Source organism: Bradyrhizobium ontarionense, assembly GCF_021088345.1.
In the GTDB taxonomy this organism is placed as follows: Bacteria; Pseudomonadota; Alphaproteobacteria; order Rhizobiales; family Xanthobacteraceae; genus Bradyrhizobium; species Bradyrhizobium ontarionense.
The window spans coordinates 3,000,998-3,017,477 of record NZ_CP088156.1 but is presented as its reverse complement, the minus strand read 5'-3'; the positions used below and the strand labels follow the sequence as shown (position 1 = coordinate 3,017,477).

The window sequence follows — 16,480 nt, the reverse complement described above, 5'->3', positions numbered from 1 at the left end:
GCGGGTCCGATCGTCCTCGGAGAAGGCATTGGAGGAACCTGACATGACCATCCCCAGAATAGTCTCGCAGGCCGACTGGACCGAAGCGCATCGCGCTCACCTCGCCAAGGAAAAGGCGTTCATCAGAGAGCGCGACGCGCTGGCCGCGGCGCGGCGGGCCCTGCCATGGGTCAGGGTGGAGAAGGACTATGTTTTCCAGACGCCGAAAGGCCCGCTGAGTCTGGGCGGCCTGTTTCAAGGGCGCAGCCAGTTGATCATCTATCATTTCATGATGACACCCGGCGACAGCCATCGCTGTCCCGGGTGCTCCTTCCTGTGCGACCATATCGACGGTGCGAACCAGCATCTCCGGCATCACGACGTCAGCCTGGTTGTGGTATCGCGCGCGCCGCTCGCCGAGATCGCGCCGTTCAAGGCCCGCATGGGGTGGAGCTTCGACTGGGTCTCGTCCGAAGACAACGATTTCAACTTTGACTATCAGGTCTCATTCTCGGACGAGCAGATCGTCACCGGCAGGGCCAACTACAACTTCGCGCCCATGACCGGCAAGTCGCCGGATCTTCCGGGCGTCACAGTCTTCTACAAGAGCGAGGCCGGCGACATCTTCTGCACGTTCCAGGTGCGCGCGCGGGGCGGCGATCCGCTCATCGGCGCCTATCACTATCTCGACCTCACGCCGAACGGCCGCAACGAGACGAAGCGCGGCATGATGTCCGACTGGGTGCGGTTGCACGACGAATATGACGAGCGCGGCAATCGCGCCTGTCATTGCGGTTCGTAGAGACGTCCGCCTGCAGCGCGGAGGTCCATGTTGCTTGTCGCAGGAATGACGCCGGCGGCTAGGGCGTCGGCCGCGTGGTCGACGCGGCCTGCCATGTGTGCCCGTCGCGTCAGTAGATGCGGACGTGATTGGCCTCGAACGTGACCTGGAAATTGTTGGGATTCTGCAAGGTCAATGTCAGCACGACCCCGACGCCTCCGCGCGGGTCCCAGACGACGCTCCTGTCCGTCTGGCGCAGGGGCTCCATCGCCAGATGGTTCTTGTCGAAGTGCGGAGCGATCGAGACGTCGAAAAATTCATAGGGCGTCTTCGAGTCCCGTCCCCACCAGAAGGTGAACTGCTGTGTGGTATTGGCAGGAATCGAATAGCTGGCGCGCTTATAGTCGATGTTGGCCATGATTTCGGGTCCTTGTCCTTTCCGTCGCACCGATGCGACGTCTCGACCATGCCGCGTCCTGCATGCGTGAGCTGTGAGCTGCCTCACGTAGTGACGTGAGGTTGCTCTTCGAACGTGCGGGCGTTGGCCCCTCGTCAAGCGTTCCGGTGAGCCGATGGCAGGGATTGCGGAGCCCTTTCGGCTCGATCGCGAGGACGGCGCCTATTGCTGGTCGAGGTGGCGCCGGCGCGCGTTGGAGAGGGGCTGAGGCGGGAGAGGGGCGGAACTCCCCGATGAGGATCTCGATCTGGCAGTTCGCCCGATGGATGCAGGTGTGTCGTGCAACGTTCGCGATCGTGAAAGTAAGCATCACCGTCCGGCTCCGGCCCACCCCGCAGTTGTCCGCCCTCGGTGGCGGCCGCCTGCAGGCGGAGGCTGCTCAATCGGCCAAGTCGAGCCTCATGAACTGGTTGTGCGGGCTCGCCTGATAGCCGGCGAACGGCTCACAGGAGACGAAGCCGGCGCTGCGGTAGAGCGCGATGGCAGGAGCATGCAGGTCCGCAGTCCCAGTTTCCAGGCTGAGCCGCGCGTACTCCCGTTTAAGAGCTTCAGCGATGATGTGCTGCAAAATGGCGCGGCCGACGCCGGTGCCCCGTGCAGCAGGCGCGGCGCGCATCGATTTCACTTCGCCATGCGTTTCGTCGAGCCGCTTCAGCGCACCGAATCCAAGTAGTACCTGGCCCTGCCAGGCTGTCCAGAACGTCACGGCCGCAGCCGAAAGGCCGCTGGCGTCGAGCGCTTGCGCGTGCTCGCCCATGACGCTCTGCAGCTCCGCTAGATGATGTGCCAACAAGGTGGCAACATATGGCGCCGTCGGATCGTCTTGTCTAATTTCCACCGTATGCCTCTGTAGTTGTATTGGCGCTGCCATCTAGCACGATGTGCTGGCACACACTCGCGATTTGTCATCATTGATAGCGGCGCTATCGATAACAAATGACGGAAGCCGCTTTGTCTTGAACTGCTCGTCGTGGCGAAGGCTGTCGCCCGCCGTTAGGCCCATCGAAGATTAGACGTCCCGCCTGGAATGCGTCTTGCTGCGTTGGGCGGCACGCGGGTGCCGCCGTCCGTTGCCGACCGTCCGAGCAATTCCTGCAAGAGCAACAGGAGGTCCTGATGCAGTCGGGCATGATCGATGATCTCGTCCCCGGAGACTGCTATTGCGCAACGGACCTAACGTTTCCCGTCGAACGCCAGCCGCAGCGCGAGCGTGCCAAACACCGTTCCCAGCAGATATTGTGGCCAGCGGCCGAGGCGGCCGGTTCTGAAGACGCCGGCCCCGAGGCGGCTCGCAACCGCAATGACAATTCCATTCACGAGCAGGCCGATCGCGTTCAGCACGGTCGCCAGAATCATCACCTGGAGCGCAACCGATCCAGCATCGGCCTGGACGAATTGGGGAAACAGCGCCAGTACGAACAGCGCCATCTTTGGATTGAGAAGGTTCGTCACCAGCCCCTGCCGAAACGCCGCCGATGTGGAGCGGTGGTCGCTCTCGTTGGAGACCGGCGCGAGCAGACGCTTCGAGCTGAATGCCTGCCACGCCAAGAAGAGGAGATAGGCGGCACCCGCATAGCGAACGGCGTCGTAGGCGAGAGGGACCAGCAGAAACAGCTTGGACAGACCGAAGGCCGCGGCCAGGGCATGGCAATAGGTGCCCGCCTGAATTCCCATCAGTGTCGCAAACCCGACGGATCGCCCTTGCGCGATGCTGCGGCTGGCAATCAGCAGCATGTCAGGGCCCGGAGTTGCCGTCAGCGCCAGGCATGCGAAGGAAAACAATGCGAGCGTGTGAAGATCGGGCATATCCAGTTCACTCTCCGAGTCAGCCGCGGTGGAGCTTACAGGCGACGGCGTGCCTTTGTCTCGTCGACGGGCGATCTCCGCAGGTTGTGGACGGTTCGAGCCACTCTTCGCCCGTGGCGGAGCTCGGCGTTTTCCTTCAAAGATTTCTCTTTCGCTTTTCCAGAAAACGTGCTCTACTGCTTCCATCCTGCTTCGGCACGAGCAACTGTGCTGAGAGGTAGGCCGGCGAACGGCCGGCCTCAAGGCTGGCGCGAGACGCGCCCCCGCCTTCGGCGGCTGAAGGCCTTGACCCCGTCCGCTCGCCGTCCTGAGGACTTGGCATGCGCTCGGTCGTGGACCGAGCGCGGTAGAGCGCTCGATCAGCTCACCGCGGTCCGTAGCGGCTTGGGATTCCACCTCTCACCGCGAGCGATCATCGTGTTGAGGATGATGATCAGCTTGCGCATGCATGCGATGAGCGCCACTTTTGGCTCCTTGCCCTTGGCGATGAGGCGCTCATAGTAGGCGCTGAGCACCGGATTGTGTTGCGTCGCTGCGCCGAGGCAGGGAAGGAACAGGCCGTTTCTCACCCAACGTCGTCCGCCCTTGATGTGACGCTCGCCGCGGCGCTTGCCGCTGTCGTCGTCATAAGGGGCAACGCCGATCAGGGCAGCGGCGATCCTGTCACTCACCTTGCCGAGCTCCGGCGCTCCTGCAATGAGAAGCGCGGAGGTCGTGCCGGCAAGCCCCGGCACACTTTCGATGATCTTGGCGCGCTCGGCAAATTCCGGTGTCGCCTTGACCTTGGCGGAGATCGCAGCCTCGAGCTTTGCAATCTGGGCCGCGAGCATCTTCAACACCTGGGAATGGGCCTTCTGCGCCAATCCCGGTACAACATGCTCGTTCTGGTTCTGCAAACGGGTTTTCAGATCCATCAGGTTCTTGCGCGCTTTCACCAGCCCCGCCAGTTCCTCGCGTGCAGCATCGTAGGTCTGGCTCGGTGCCTCGTCGAACGTCTCGGCGAACCAGGCGATCATCTCTGCGTCGATCGTATCGTTCTTCGCCAGTCGACCCGCCGACAAGGCGAAGCTGCGAACCCGTTTGGGATCAACGATCCGCACCTCTATCCCCGCCTCGCGCAGCGCCTTGGCCCATTCGCGCTCATAGCCGCCGCTGGCCTCCATGACGGCCTTTGTCACCTTGTGCTTGCGAAGCAAGGCCATGAGCTGGCGGTGCCCGTGCGAACTGCTCGGGAACGTCTGCCGTAAGCCGAGCTTGCGAATGCAGCCGTCGACCTTGTCCTTGGCGACATCGATGCCAGCGACACCGTTTACGATTTGTGTCATCATCCACTCCCTTCCTTGCCTTGTATGGGCTCGAAGCCCTTGCAACTGTTCGGGTTGAGGAAGATCACCGGAGCTGTCCCTCGCTCTGATACAGGCTCTGCCGCGTTTGGGGCGTAACGGGCTCAGATCCAGCGACGGGCGGTTTTGCGAGAACCGCCCGTTCGCGCATTCTGGCAGACTTTCTGAACACAAGGGGCGTATCGCGATCGTCACGACACGCGAGGCGGGGAGGCGATGGCCGCGAGGTGCCGCAGCGTGCTTGCACGCGGACGAACGGCAGCTTGCGGACGTGAAGTCGTGTGGTCCTGGCGCCGCGACGCTGGCGCTAAGCCCCGGGGGTGATGATCCCCCTGGGTGACGGTGGCTAAAGAGCCCGTACACCGGGGAGAGCACGATATAAACGTGAAAACCGTCGCGCAGGGAATGCCGGATGTCCGGCTGGACCTGTGGTGACTGCCGCCTGCTTTTTTGCTGCAGGCGGGCCATGGGTTGCGGCCAGCGCCCGGCATTCCCTGCGCCCTCGTGATGTCGAGGGTCCGCTGATCTCCAAGACTCGGGCGCGCCAGCGTCGCGGGACGCGCCGATGCGCGTCGGAACCCCCGGCTGACAGACCAGACAGCGACAGTCGCGAGAGGGGAAGCCCGCCAAGTGGCCGATTGCCCAGCGGCCGGTGCTCGCGCCCGCCCGGATTTTGATCTACACGGGGGCGTTCACGATGGACCAGCCATGACGTCTCGCGCGCACCGGCGCGAAAGACAAATCCGGAGTTGCATATGTCGCCCAGCCAAGCAGAGTCCCTCAATCTCGCTGCGGAAACGACCGATATCCTGACTTCGCTTGGCGTTGCGCCGGAGCGATTGCGCGGGGGGACGCGAGCCGCCCGCTCGCCGATCACCGGCGAGGTGCTGGCCCACGTGCATGACGACACGAGAGCGGATGCGACGGCGGTGATCGCGCGCGCCCATGCGGCGTTTTTGCAGTGGCGGCTGGAGCCCGCACCGAAGCGCGGTGAACTGGTGCGGTTGCTCGGCGAGGAGCTGCGGGCCAACAAGGCGGCGCTCGGCCGCCTGGTCTCGATCGAGGTCGGCAAGATCGTCTCCGAAGGCCTCGGCGAGGTCCAGGAGATGATCGACATTTGCGACTTCGCGGTCGGCCTGTCGCGCCAGCTCTACGGGCTGACCATCGCGACCGAGCGCGCCGAGCACCGCATGATGGAGACGTGGCATCCCCTCGGCGTCACCGGGATCATCTCGGCTTTCAACTTTCCCGTGGCGGTGTGGGCCTGGAATGCGGCGATCGCGCTGGTGTGCGGCAACAGCATCGTCTGGAAGCCCTCGGAAAAGACCCCGCTGACCGCGCTCGCGACGGAGGCGCTGCTGGCGCGCGCGATTGCCCGCTACCGGCGTGAGGGCGGCGAGGCGCCGGACGGCCTCGCCGGCCTCCTGCTCGGCGGCCGCGCGGTCGGCGAGATGCTGGTCGATGACCCCAAGGTGCCGCTGGTGTCGGCGACCGGATCGACCGCGATGGGACGCGTGGTCGGCGCCTGCCTCGCCGGCCGTTTTGCCCGTGCTCTCCTCGAGCTCGGCGGCAACAATGCCGCGATCGTCGCGCCCTCGGCCGATCTCGACCTCACCTTGCGCGCGGTGGCTTTCGCGGCGATGGGCACGGCGGGCCAGCGCTGCACCAGCCTGCGCCGCCTGTTCGTGCATGCCGACGTCTACGAGCGGCTGGTGCCGCGCCTGAAGCAGGCCTATGCGTCGGTCGCGATCGGCAATCCGCTGCAGCAGGGCACGTTGATCGGTCCGCTGATCGACCGCGGCGCCTATGACGCCATGCAGGATGCGCTGAGCGCGGCCCGGGATCACGGCGGCCGCGTGTTCGGCGGTGAGCGCGTCGCGGTCGGCGGCTTCGGCGATGCCCATTATGTACGGCCGGCGCTGGTCGAGATTGCAACCCAGAGCGGCCCGGTGGAGCGCGAGACCTTCGCGCCGATCCTCTACGTGATGCCGTATCGCGATCTCGACGCGGCGCTCGAGCTGCACAATGCGGTGCCGCAGGGCCTGTCGTCGTCGATCTTCACCAACGATCTGCGCGAGGCCGAACTGTTCGTGTCGGCGCGCGGCTCCGATTGCGGCATCGCCAATATCAATATCGGCCCGTCGGGGGCCGAGATCGGTGGCGCGTTCGGCGGTGAGAAGGAGACCGGTGGTGGCCGCGAGTCCGGCTCCGATGCGTGGAAGGCCTATATGCGCCGCGCCACCAACACCGTGAACTACGGGCGCAGCCTGCCGCTGGCGCAGGGCGTGAAGTTCGATATCGGGTGATCAGCGCGATGCCTGACGTCACTTGCGGAACTGCTTCGCCTTGTCGTGCGTTGCGCGCTGACAAGGAGACATGCCATGGCAGCGAAGAAGACACCGACGGCAAAGTCAGCGCGCGGACGCAAGCAGGATCGCGCCCGCGTTGCGGGCGGACAGGACTACGAGGTCGGCTACGAAGCCAAGAAGAGCGGACGTTCGGCTCAGGCCGTGAAAAAGGCGATCAAGAAGGTCGGCAACGGCCGCAACAAGGTCGAGCGCAAGCTCGCGCGCTAGGTCTTCTGCGGCCGCTGCGGCGGCCGCAGCGATCCCCTCGTCCAGCGGAGCGCCCTGGGCGAGTGCAGCGGATCGGGGCCGTCGCAGCTCGGGCAGATCAGGTTGCCCTCGTCGTCGCGCCGCTCGTCCCGTCCTTCCCGCACCGCCAGAGGCCTGCCGCAGGTCGGGCACGCTTTGCGCTGCAGCTGAATCGGATGCCTCAACACGGGCATGTCTCCCTGTTGCGGCCACACGGTAGGCTAGAATGAGGCCGGAGCGGAATCACTTATTTGAATCCCGGGTATCTCCGTCGAGGCTTTCGCGCGTACAGTCCGGACAGGTGTCGCCGATCCCGGCGAGGACCTTCTCGATTGCTGCGACCGCGTCCGAAGCGGAGCTGCCGGGCGGCGGATCGTCGCGGCCGATGCGCAGCGCCCGGATGCGCGCATGCGGGTCGCCATACTCCCGCATCCAGCCATGGGGCTCGCATTCCACGATGGCGCCGGTCTCGCGCAGCGTGGCGATCGCCCAGCCGTCGAGGCTGCGGATCGCGGGACGGCGTGTGGTGGTGGCAGGCATCGGCGAAGCTCTCCATCAGGGAGAATCCACGATCTCAGCTGTGTTTCCAGGCCGGACATGCAGGGCAGGGATTCCGAAACGGAGGGGCTGGCGGTCCGGCCAGAATCTTCCCGGTCCGGCTTGAGATCGCCGGCGGCTGCGGCCATCTTGGACGCAATGTGATCAAGCGGATCAGGACGACGGATGCAGATCAAGGCGAACGAGGATTTGCTGCTCATCATTGATGTGCAGAACGATTTTTGTCCCGGCGGCGCCCTGGCAGTCGCCGATGGCGACGCCGTCGTTCCGGTGATCAACCGGCTGTCAGGCTTGTTCGAGCACGTTGTCCTGACCCAGGACTGGCATCCCGCAGGTCACAGCTCGTTCGCCTCCAGCCATCCGGGCAAGGCGCCGTTCGAGAGCGTCGCGATGCCCTACGGGCCGCAGACCTTGTGGCCGGAGCATTGCATCCAGGGCATGCCGGGCTCGGCCTTTCATGCTGATCTTGCGACCGACAAGGCGCAGATGATCATCCGCAAGGGTTTTCGGCGCGCGATCGATTCCTATTCGGCGTTCTTCGAGAACGACAAGACCACGCCGACCGGCCTCGGTGGGTACTTGCGTGAGCGCGGCTTGAAGCGGGTTTTTCTGGTTGGACTCGCGACCGATTTCTGCGTGCATTATTCGGCGGTCGATGCGCGCCGGTTCGGCTTCGACGCCGTCGTGATCGATAATGCCTGCCGCGGCATCGATCTCGGTGGATCGATGGCGGCGGCGCAGGCGCAAGGCGCCGAGGCCGGCGTGATCAGGATCGCCGCGCTGGCGTGACGGTGACGGACTAGGCGGCCGCGCCGATCTTCGGCTCGGCGATCGCGCCGGCGACGCGAACGCGGACGCGCAGCGCATTGCCGGGGAGGTAGGCGATGGGCATGTCCTCGACGTCGACCGTTTTCAGGGTTTTGCGGTCGGCGCCGGCCTGCACCGCGCGCTCCTCGGCAATGCCGCGCGCGGCCGCGATGGCGTCGTCGCGGGTGAGGTCGCGGAACACCTGGTCGGCCTCGCCCGAGACCTGGGCGATGGCCGCGCCGACCGCATTGGCGCAGTCGCCATGCGGCACGCGGATGATTTTGGAGATGCCGGCGAGGCGCTTCGGCACCAGGAAGGCGCCGCCGCCGACCGCCAGCAGCGGCACGTCGCCGGCCTCGGTCTTCATGCGGTCGATGTCGCCCTCGAGCTGGCGATGGGCGTCGGCCAGCGCCGCATCGATCACGCTTTTCGGCAGATGCGCGACGCGCGCGCGGTCGCCGATGTCGATCAGCCCGGCCGCGACCGCGATGTCGGTGGCGGTCAGGCGGTCGCCGCCGAACACGAGGGCGTCGGACGTCAGGCGATATCCGACGCTGAGCGGACCGACACGGACGGGATTTTGCTCGACGTGGCTGCCGCCGCCGAGCCCGATCGACAGCAGGTCGGGCATGCGGAACAGGGTGCGGACACCGCCGACCTCGACGACCGCGTTGGCTTCGCGCGGAAAACCATGGCGCAGCTGGCCGATGTCGCTGGTGGTGCCGCCGACGTCGACGACCATGGCGTCGTCGAGGCCGGACAGATACGCGGCGCCGCGCATCGAGTTGGTGGCGCCGGAGGCGAAGCTCATGACCGGGAACGCGGTCGCGATCTCCGCCTGCATCACGGTGCCGTCGTTCTGGGTCAGGAACAGCGGCGCGTCGATGCCGGAATCCGCGATCGCCTTGCGGAAGGCGGCGACCGTGGTGACGGCCAGGTCGTGGAGGGCGGCATTGAGCAGCGCAGCGTTCTCGCGCTCGAGCAGGCCGATGCGGCCGAGATCGTGCGACAGCGTGACCGCAACATCAGGGCAGATCTCGGCGAGGATCTCGCGCGCCGTGGTCTCGCAACTCGGATCGAGCGGCGAGAACGACGACGCGACCGCGACCGAGCGCAGGCCCTTGGCCTTGATCGCGCGCGCGGCGGCTTTCAGGCCGTCGATGTCGAGCGGCATGAAGGGACGGCCGTCATAGTCGTGGCCGCCCTCAAGCATGAAAGTCTCGCCGTTGACGAGCGCGGCGAGATCGGTCGGCCAGTCGCAGAACGGCGGCAGCGAGGCGGAGGCGGGCATGCCGATGCGGATGGCGCCGATCTGCTGCAGGTGCCGCCGCTGCACCACCGCATTGATGAAATGCGTGGTGCCGATCACGACCGCATCGACCGGCACGGCCGCTGCGGGATTGCTGCGCAGCGCCTTCAGCGCGGCGAGAATGCCGGAGGTGACATCCGCGGTGGTCGCGCTTTTGACGGAGTGGACGACCTTGTCGTCGGCAATCAGGACGGCGTCGGTGTTGGTGCCACCGACGTCTATACCAATACGCTTCATTCTAAGGAGCTCCAGGGGTCGCAAACAGCGACCGGAAATCGAGGTCGTAGCCGAAGGCGCGAGGGCCGACGAAGTCGAGCCCGCGCGGGCTGGTCAAAACGGCCGGCGCCGGCAGCGCGATCACGGTGATGCGCTGGCCATAGCGCACGGTCTCGGTGCCGATGCCATGGCCGTTGACGCTGTCGAGCACGCAGATCAGGTCGGGGCACATCGCGATCGCCTCGCCGTCGCGCCAGGCCACGATCCATTCGTTCTGGAACGACAGCTTGAGCCGCGTGCCGCGATCGTCGTCGCTGCCCTCGATCACGGCGCTGCCGCGCAGAAAACCCTCGGTGGTGCGGCGCTCGACGTCGACGATCTTGCCGGTGAACAGGCGCTGGCCGCCCTCGCAGTCGAGGATCGCCGCGATCGGGTCCTGATGGCTCCGGTTGGCTGCGTCGACCGCACGGCCAATCGCGATCGCCTTGGTGGTGGTGAAATGGATACCCCAGTCCTTGACCTCGCGGCCGGTACGCGGCGCCTTGCTGGTCGAGGCGATCGAGCCCATCTCGACGCAGATCTTGCGGCTGGCACGCTCCATCCATTTCCAGCTCGGCACCTTCGTCACCACGGCCTCGATGCCGCGCGGATCATAGAGCGTGCAGGGATAGGGCCTGAGGTCGCCGATCGCCACCGACGTCATCTGCGCTTCGGGAAAGGCGCGGCCCATGCAGTCGGCGTCGACGACGGGAATGCCGAGATGGGCCGCCGCCATCAGCGCCTGCATGCCGTTGCCGCCACCGATCTCGACCGACATCACCGCGCGGAACTTGATGTCGTTGATCTCCTCCTGCATGCGCACCGCGCGCGCGATGCTGCGGCTGTCGGCGAGGCGTTCCTGGCCCACCAAGGGCGCGCCCATGTTGGAGACGACAGCGACCCAGTCATCGTCGGCAAGCTCGAGCGGCGACATCAGCTGTACGCGATGGCCCTCCGCATAGAGGCGGCGCAAATTGAGCAGGCCGAGATAGGGGCTGCCGCCGCCACCGGTGCCGAGGATCCAGGCGCCGACCGCGAGCGCCTCGATGTCGTCGAGGCTGATCGTCTTCATCTCGACCGCGCTCACGACACCAGCTCCTCGACGACACGGGCAGCCGCGGCGATCGACAGGATCACGGGACCGGAGTAGTGGCGACGGAGGCGGGCCTTGTTGGCGCTGGTGTAGCTCATGCAGTCGAGCACGACGAGGTCGGGGTGCCTGGCTGCCATTTCGTGCGCCGCCGTATCGACGCTCGCATCATCCGAGCCCGGCTGCAGCGTGACGCCGACCACCTCGACACCTTCGCGCCGCCATTTGCCGGCGATCAGCGCGGTCTGCTCCGGCAGCGGCGAGAACACGCCGAGCCGGCCCTTCGGCAAGACAGCCTCGACCATCTTGTGCAGGACCGCCGAGGGCAGGATCACGAGGCCCTCCGGCGTGAGGTTGGGAAACTTGCCGGTGCAGGCCAGCATGACCACGTCGATGCCTTCCTGCCGAAACGCCGCGAGCTGTGCATTGGCGCGGCCCTCGACGGCCTTCTTGCTGATGCGCACGTTGTCGCCGTTCGGCAGCAAGGTGAACAGCGCGTCGGCGCCATCGACCGGCGGTATCAGGTCGATCTCGTCACGGCGCATGCCGTCGAGCGCGCCGCGCAGCTCGATCGTCATGCCGGGGGACAATACGGCTGCGATCTCGGCTTCCATGGTGGGACGCGGGCTTTGCCCGATGACCACGACGCCGACGCGCCGCTGCGGCGAAGAGCGATCGGCGGTGTCCGGCGATGCCGCTGAGAGTATCATGGTCAAAGTATCAATCCTCGAGAATGACGAGATCGGCTGGACGCCAGCCGAGTGTGACGGGATGACCGGGCGCATGGAGTTGGGCGGCTCCGGAGTTCGGCTGCTGGGCCAGCACGCGCTGCCCGCCGTCCAGGACGATGCGGTACAGCACGGCGCCGCCGAGGAAATTGGTGCTCTCGACCGTGCCATGGGCCGACATCCCCGTGGCTCTGACATCCACGGGGCCACCCGGCGAAACCATGATCTTCTCCGGCCGCAAGGCGACCGACAGCACCTCGTTGTCCGCCGCTGCGACTACACCGGGCAACGCCAGCACGAGTCCGTTGCCGACCGCGATGCCCGTGCCGTGGTCCATCGTCACGCGCTGGCCGCGGAAGATGTTGGTGTCGCCGATGAAGTCGGCGACGAAACGCGTTCGCGGCTGATCGTAGATCTCGACCGGCGTGCCGATCTGCTCGACGCGTCCTGCGTTCATAACGGCGATGCGATCGGACATCGCGAGCGCTTCCTCCTGGTCGTGGGTGACGAACACGAGGGTGAGGCCGAGGGTCTTCTGTAGCTGCTTGAGCTCGAACTGCATCTGCTGGCGCAGCTTCTTGTCGAGCGCGCCGAGCGGCTCGTCGCACAGCAGCACGCGCGGCGAGATGACGATGGCGCGGGCAAGCGCAACGCGCTGCTGCTGACCGCCTGACAGCTGCGCCGGCCTGCGGTCCTCCATGCCGGACAGTTCGACCATCGCCAGCGCTGCCTTGACCTTGGAGGCGATCGTCGGCTTGTCGATCTTGCGCATGCGCAGGCCGAAAGCGACGTTCTCCGCCACCGTCCGATGCGGAAACAGCGCATAGTTCTGGAACACCATCGCCATGTCGCGCCTGTGCGCGGGCACATGCGTGACGTCGGCGCCGTCGACGCGGATCTCGCCGATGCTCGGGGTGTCGAAGCCCGCGATCATGCGCAGGGTCGTGGTCTTGCCGCAGCCGGACGGACCGAGCAGCGAGAAGAACTCGCCCGGCCGGATATCCATGGCCACGGTGTCGACCGCGCGCACGCCGCCGTCATAGATCTTGCTGACGCCGGCGATCTCGATCGTCGCACTCATGCGCGGAAGATCCGGTTGACCCGGCTGTCGATCTCATCCTTCTGCGCGTTGTACCACTTCCAGTCGACCTGGATCAGCTTGCTGACCTTCTCCGGGGTGGTCAGCAGCTTCGCATCATATTTCGCGTCGAGCTTGACCTTCTTGTTGGCCGGCGAATACCACACCGTCTCGGCCAAGCGCTTTTGAACATCGGGGCGCAGCATGTAGTTCACATAGGCGTTGGCAAGCTCCTTCACCTTGCTGCCGGGCGTGATGCTGAGCACCTGCTCGAGCGACAGCACGCCCTCGCTCGGCGTGACGAACTCGGTGGGCTGATTCTGGCCGTCATAGCGGTAGATGCCGGAATCGTGGATCACGCCCAGCCCGACCTCGCCCGACAGCAGCAGCTTCTCCATCGCGCCGGTGAAGTCGACGAGCTTGATCGGCTTCAGTTTCTCCAGCGCCGCATAGGCGGCGTCGAGATCCATCTGTCCCTTGCCATAGAGTGTGCCGCACATCATCAGGAACGCCTGCCCCAGGCTGTTCACCGGGATGACGTAGCCGCCGCGCACGCCGTTGTACTTCGGATCCCACAGCTCCTTCCAGGACGTGATGTTGGCATAGCCCTTGTCGGTGCGCATGCCGAGCCCGATGGCGCTGGTGAAGATGCAGACGCCGACGATCTTGTCGCTGACGGCATAGGGGTAGACGTCGGCGATGTTCGGCACCAGCTTGGGATCGACCTTCGGCTCGACGAGGCCCATCTCGACGGCGGCCCACTGCTCGTTCGAATTGGTGTGCAGCACGTCGTAGATCGGCGCCGAGCGCGAACTCGCCTGCAGCTTCGGCAGGAACGGCAGCGCGGTATCCGTCTTGAGCTTGCACTTGAACTCGCCCTCGAAGGCCGGACCGATCTCGGCCTTCATGACGTCGCCCCATTTGCCGCCCCAGCCGGTGATGTTCAGCACGGGCTCATCCGCACGCGCGACGTAAGGCGCCGCGATGACGCCGGCGCCAAGCGAGGCCGCCGCGGTCAGCAGGCGCCGGCGGCTCAGGGGGAAGCGACGCGATGAGGCGGTCATGTCAAAGATCTCCGTTAGAGTTTGACGTAGGAGCGCAGGCCGACGGTGCGGTCGAGCGCGATGACGACGATGAAGGCGAGCAGGATCGAGACGACCGAGGCGGCACCGATGGTGCCGTCGAGATCGAATTTGAGATAGTTGAACAGGGTGATCGGCAGCGTCTCGCTGCCCGGTGAGACCAGGAACAGCGACACCGGGAACTGATCGAACGAGACGATGAAGGCGAAGATCGCGCCTGCCAGAACGCCGGGCTTGACCAGCGGCAAGGTGACCTCGAAGAAGGTCCGGGCCGGGCTGGCGCCGAGATTCTGCGCGGCTTCCTCCAGTCGCACGTCAAAATTATGCAACACGGCGAGCGTCGTCCTGACGACGTAAGGGATCGTCACCAGCGTGTGGCCCGCGACCAATCCCCAGAGCGGGCGGCCGACGTCGAGCAGCACGTAGGACTGGAACAGGGCGAGGCCGGTCAGGATCGCGGGCAGCATCAGCGGCGACAGCATGGTGGCCACGATCAGCCGGGAGCCTGGCAGGTTGCCGCGGGCGATCGCAAGCGCTGCAGACGCGCCGAGCACGGTGGCGGCGACCGTCGTCATCGCCGCGACTTCCAGGCTGAAGAGCAGCGCATGCATGAAGTCGCGCGAGGCGAAGAACTTCTCGAACCAGCGCAAGGAGACGCCGACCGGCGGGAACTGGATGAAAGGCGTCGGGTTCAGCGCGAACACGATCACGATCGCGATCGGCGCCAGGAGGAAGACGAGGATGACGCTGTTGGCGGCGAGATAGAGCCTGCGGCCCCACCGGAGCGGCGACGGCTTGCTGCGAACGGCCGGTGCGGTCGCCAGATCAATCGGCGCAGCACGCGGTGGCTGCGATCCTGGAGCGAGGCTCGTCATCTGCGCCTTCATTGCAGCTCGCGCTGGCCCGAGACGAGGCCGAGCACGTGATTATACGCGACGACGAGCGAGAGCGAAATGATGAGCAGCACCATGCCGAGCGCGGCGGCGAAGCCGACGTTGAAGTTCGCGGAGATCTGCTGATAGATCAGGATCGGCAGGGTCATGATCTGGAAGCCGCCGAGCAGGATCGGCGTGACATAGGCGCTGATCGCGAGCGCGAACACCAGCAGCGAACCGGCGAGGATGCCGGGCAGGCTGAGCGGCAGGGTGACTTCGAGGAACGCCCGCCATGGGCTGGCGCCGAGATTTTCCGCCGCCTGCTCCAGCCGCTCGTCGATGCGGCCGATCACGCCGGTCAGGGTCAGCACCATGAACGGCACGTAGATGTGGACGAGGCCGATGATGATTCCGGTCTCGTTGTACATCAGCTGCAGCGGCTTGGTGATGAGGCCGAGCGAGGTCAGGATCTGGTTGATGACGCCCTTGTCGGACAGCAGCGTCATCCAGGCAAAGGTGCGCACGACGATGCCGGTCAGCATCGGCGCGAGCACCGCCATCAGCAGCAGCGCATGGCCGGTGCGGCTCTTGATCCGCGCCATCCAATGCGCCAGCGGGTAGCCGATCACGAGCGCCGCCAGGGTGGTCCAGAGGCCGATCCGGATCGTGGTCCAGATCACCTCGAGATAATAGCTGTCGTTGCCCATCCGGGCGTAGTGCTTGGTGGTGAAGCCGACATTCGGCATAACGACGGGATTGCCGGTCAGGACGCTCATGACCGCCATCAGCCCAATCGGCAGGAAGAAGAACAACGCGAACAGCAGCGCGCTCGGCAGGATCAACAGCGCGAGGCTGTTGACGCGCGGCGCACCGGTAGCGGGCATCAGGAGGCCAGTCCGGTCAGCTGCTCGATGGTCTGGCCCTGCGGATCACCGGTCATGCGCCGCAGCTTCGCGGCCATCGCGCCAAGCTCGCGGCGGACGTTGGCGCGCTCGAGCTCGGTGGTGGCCTGGACCGAATAGGAGACGGCGATGCCGATGAGCTCGCCGCTCTCGCCGCTGGCCAGCGCAAAGCCCTGCGAGCCGACGCCTTCGATGGCTTCATCAGCAGCGTCGGAGATGCCGGTGCGGCGGATCTCGTTCAGCCGGGCCATCAGCTCGGTGAAATTCTGCGGGGAGTTGGCGGGGACCTTGGGATAGTCCAGCGGCACGCGCGCGCGGATCTCCTGGTCGGACAGGCGCGCCAGCATGGCGCGGCCGTTCGACGTGATGATCGCCGGCGTGCGTTGGCCCGGCGGGTTGACGACGCGCAGCGGATTGGAGCCCGGCACGATGCGCAGCACGACCTGCTGATAGCCGTCGAGCACGGCGATGTAGCCGGTGTGGCCGGTGCGCGCGCAGACGTCGCGCAGCTCGCGCTCGGCGGTTGCGATCAGGTCGTCATGGGCGCGATGCAGCCGCCCGAGCTCGAAGGTGAGCAGGCCGGGACGGTAGCGGCGGCTGTGCGGGTCCTGCTCGAGCAGGCCGCAGTCCCGCAGCGAGCGGAGCAGGCGCGAGGTCGAGCTCTTCGGTTTGCCGGTCAGGACTTGCACGTCGGCAAACGAGAGGTTCGGCCGCGAGGTCGAAAAGCAGCGCAGGATGTCGATGGCGTTGGTCAGGGCGCTCATGATGATACCGTTGGTTCCAATATGCGGAACATAGTCCCGAATTCTAGAAGCGGCAGGCCGTCTGCCGCAAGG

18 protein-coding genes are annotated in these 16,480 nt (G+C 65.8%); 4 read left to right on the top strand and 14 right to left on the bottom strand.

Annotated elements, in window-relative coordinates:
* The first annotated feature begins 43 nt into the window (after positions 1-43).
* Positions 44-781, top strand: coding sequence for a DUF899 domain-containing protein (locus LQG66_RS13645; RefSeq protein WP_231326733.1), 738 nt, complete (start codon positions 44-46; stop codon positions 779-781).
* A gap of 109 nt (positions 782-890) precedes the next feature.
* On the opposite strand, the gene LQG66_RS13640 is transcribed toward LQG66_RS13645, so the two are convergent.
* From LQG66_RS13640 to LQG66_RS13625, 4 genes are all read right to left on the bottom strand, one after another.
* Entirely contained in the window at positions 891-1,178 is a 288-nt protein-coding gene (locus LQG66_RS13640; RefSeq protein ID WP_231326732.1) for a hypothetical protein, read from the bottom strand.
* 418 nt (positions 1,179-1,596) lie between these two features.
* On the bottom strand, positions 1,597-1,974 hold the full coding sequence (locus LQG66_RS13635) for a GNAT family N-acetyltransferase (protein ID WP_231326731.1): 378 nt from the start codon (positions 1,972-1,974) through the stop codon (positions 1,597-1,599).
* A 416-nt stretch (positions 1,975-2,390) separates the two neighbouring features.
* The gene (locus LQG66_RS13630; protein WP_231327775.1) at positions 2,391-3,023 is read right to left on the bottom strand and encodes a LysE family translocator; all 633 of its coding nucleotides are present in this window, start codon (positions 3,021-3,023) and stop codon (positions 2,391-2,393) included.
* A gap of 359 nt (positions 3,024-3,382) precedes the next feature.
* On the bottom strand, positions 3,383-4,348 hold the full coding sequence (locus tag LQG66_RS13625; protein ID WP_231317673.1) for an IS110 family RNA-guided transposase: 966 nt from the start codon (positions 4,346-4,348) through the stop codon (positions 3,383-3,385).
* Between the two features lie 773 nt (positions 4,349-5,121).
* Between LQG66_RS13625 and amaB the strand changes: the two genes are divergently transcribed.
* Together amaB and LQG66_RS13615 are read left to right on the top strand one after the other, a co-directional pair.
* A complete protein-coding gene (gene amaB, locus LQG66_RS13620) occupies positions 5,122-6,672 on the top strand; it encodes an L-piperidine-6-carboxylate dehydrogenase (protein ID WP_231326730.1) in 1,551 nt (516 codons plus the stop codon).
* Positions 6,673-6,747: 75 nt separating this feature from the next.
* Positions 6,748-6,942 carry a DUF3606 domain-containing protein gene (locus LQG66_RS13615; protein ID WP_231326729.1) on the top strand — a complete coding sequence of 65 codons (195 nt, stop codon included), beginning with the start codon at positions 6,748-6,750 and terminating at the stop codon, positions 6,940-6,942.
* On the opposite strand, the gene LQG66_RS13610 is transcribed toward LQG66_RS13615, so the two are convergent.
* Together LQG66_RS13610 and LQG66_RS13605 are read right to left on the bottom strand one after the other, a co-directional pair.
* Positions 6,939-7,154 (bottom strand): hypothetical protein, encoded by a 216-nt coding sequence (locus tag LQG66_RS13610; RefSeq protein ID WP_231326728.1) that lies wholly within the window; start codon positions 7,152-7,154, stop codon positions 6,939-6,941. The two genes, LQG66_RS13615 and LQG66_RS13610, sit on opposite strands and share 4 nt — an antisense overlap.
* A 49-nt stretch (positions 7,155-7,203) precedes the next feature.
* Positions 7,204-7,500 (bottom strand): hypothetical protein, encoded by a 297-nt coding sequence (locus tag LQG66_RS13605; protein ID WP_231326727.1) that lies wholly within the window; start codon positions 7,498-7,500, stop codon positions 7,204-7,206.
* A 183-nt stretch (positions 7,501-7,683) separates the two neighbouring features.
* Between LQG66_RS13605 and pncA the strand changes: the two genes are divergently transcribed.
* The gene (gene pncA / locus LQG66_RS13600; protein WP_231326726.1) at positions 7,684-8,307 is read left to right on the top strand and encodes a bifunctional nicotinamidase/pyrazinamidase; all 624 of its coding nucleotides are present in this window, start codon (positions 7,684-7,686) and stop codon (positions 8,305-8,307) included.
* 10 nt (positions 8,308-8,317) lie between these two features.
* Here the strand turns inward: pncA and LQG66_RS13595 are convergent, their stop codons facing one another.
* Genes LQG66_RS13595 through LQG66_RS13560 form a run of 8 tightly spaced genes read right to left on the bottom strand, consistent with a single transcriptional unit; the run spans position 8,318 to position 16,408 of the window.
* Complete coding sequence (locus LQG66_RS13595; RefSeq protein ID WP_231326725.1) at positions 8,318-9,871, bottom strand: hydantoinase/oxoprolinase N-terminal domain-containing protein; 1,554 nt, start codon at positions 9,869-9,871, stop codon at positions 8,318-8,320.
* 1 nt (position 9,872) lies between these two features.
* Positions 9,873-10,976 (bottom strand): S-methyl thiohydantoin desulfurase family protein, encoded by a 1,104-nt coding sequence (locus LQG66_RS13590; protein ID WP_231326724.1) that lies wholly within the window; start codon positions 10,974-10,976, stop codon positions 9,873-9,875.
* Complete coding sequence (locus LQG66_RS13585) at positions 10,973-11,689, bottom strand: AroM family protein (RefSeq protein WP_231326723.1); 717 nt, start codon at positions 11,687-11,689, stop codon at positions 10,973-10,975. Before LQG66_RS13585 ends, LQG66_RS13590 begins: the two co-directional genes overlap by 4 nt.
* 10 nt (positions 11,690-11,699) lie before the next feature.
* Complete coding sequence (locus LQG66_RS13580) at positions 11,700-12,788, bottom strand: ABC transporter ATP-binding protein (protein WP_231326722.1); 1,089 nt, start codon at positions 12,786-12,788, stop codon at positions 11,700-11,702.
* Positions 12,785-13,849, bottom strand: coding sequence for an extracellular solute-binding protein (locus LQG66_RS13575; protein ID WP_231326721.1), 1,065 nt, complete (start codon positions 13,847-13,849; stop codon positions 12,785-12,787). The genes LQG66_RS13580 and LQG66_RS13575 overlap by 4 nt, the downstream gene beginning before the upstream one ends.
* 14 nt (positions 13,850-13,863) lie before the next feature.
* Positions 13,864-14,742 (bottom strand): ABC transporter permease, encoded by an 879-nt coding sequence (locus tag LQG66_RS13570; protein ID WP_231326720.1) that lies wholly within the window; start codon positions 14,740-14,742, stop codon positions 13,864-13,866.
* Positions 14,743-14,750: 8 nt separating this feature from the next.
* Complete coding sequence (locus tag LQG66_RS13565; RefSeq protein ID WP_231326719.1) at positions 14,751-15,626, bottom strand: ABC transporter permease; 876 nt, start codon at positions 15,624-15,626, stop codon at positions 14,751-14,753.
* Positions 15,626-16,408 (bottom strand): IclR family transcriptional regulator, encoded by a 783-nt coding sequence (locus tag LQG66_RS13560; protein ID WP_231326718.1) that lies wholly within the window; start codon positions 16,406-16,408, stop codon positions 15,626-15,628. Before LQG66_RS13560 ends, LQG66_RS13565 begins: the two co-directional genes overlap by 1 nt.
* Between the last annotated feature and the right edge of the window lie 72 nt (positions 16,409-16,480).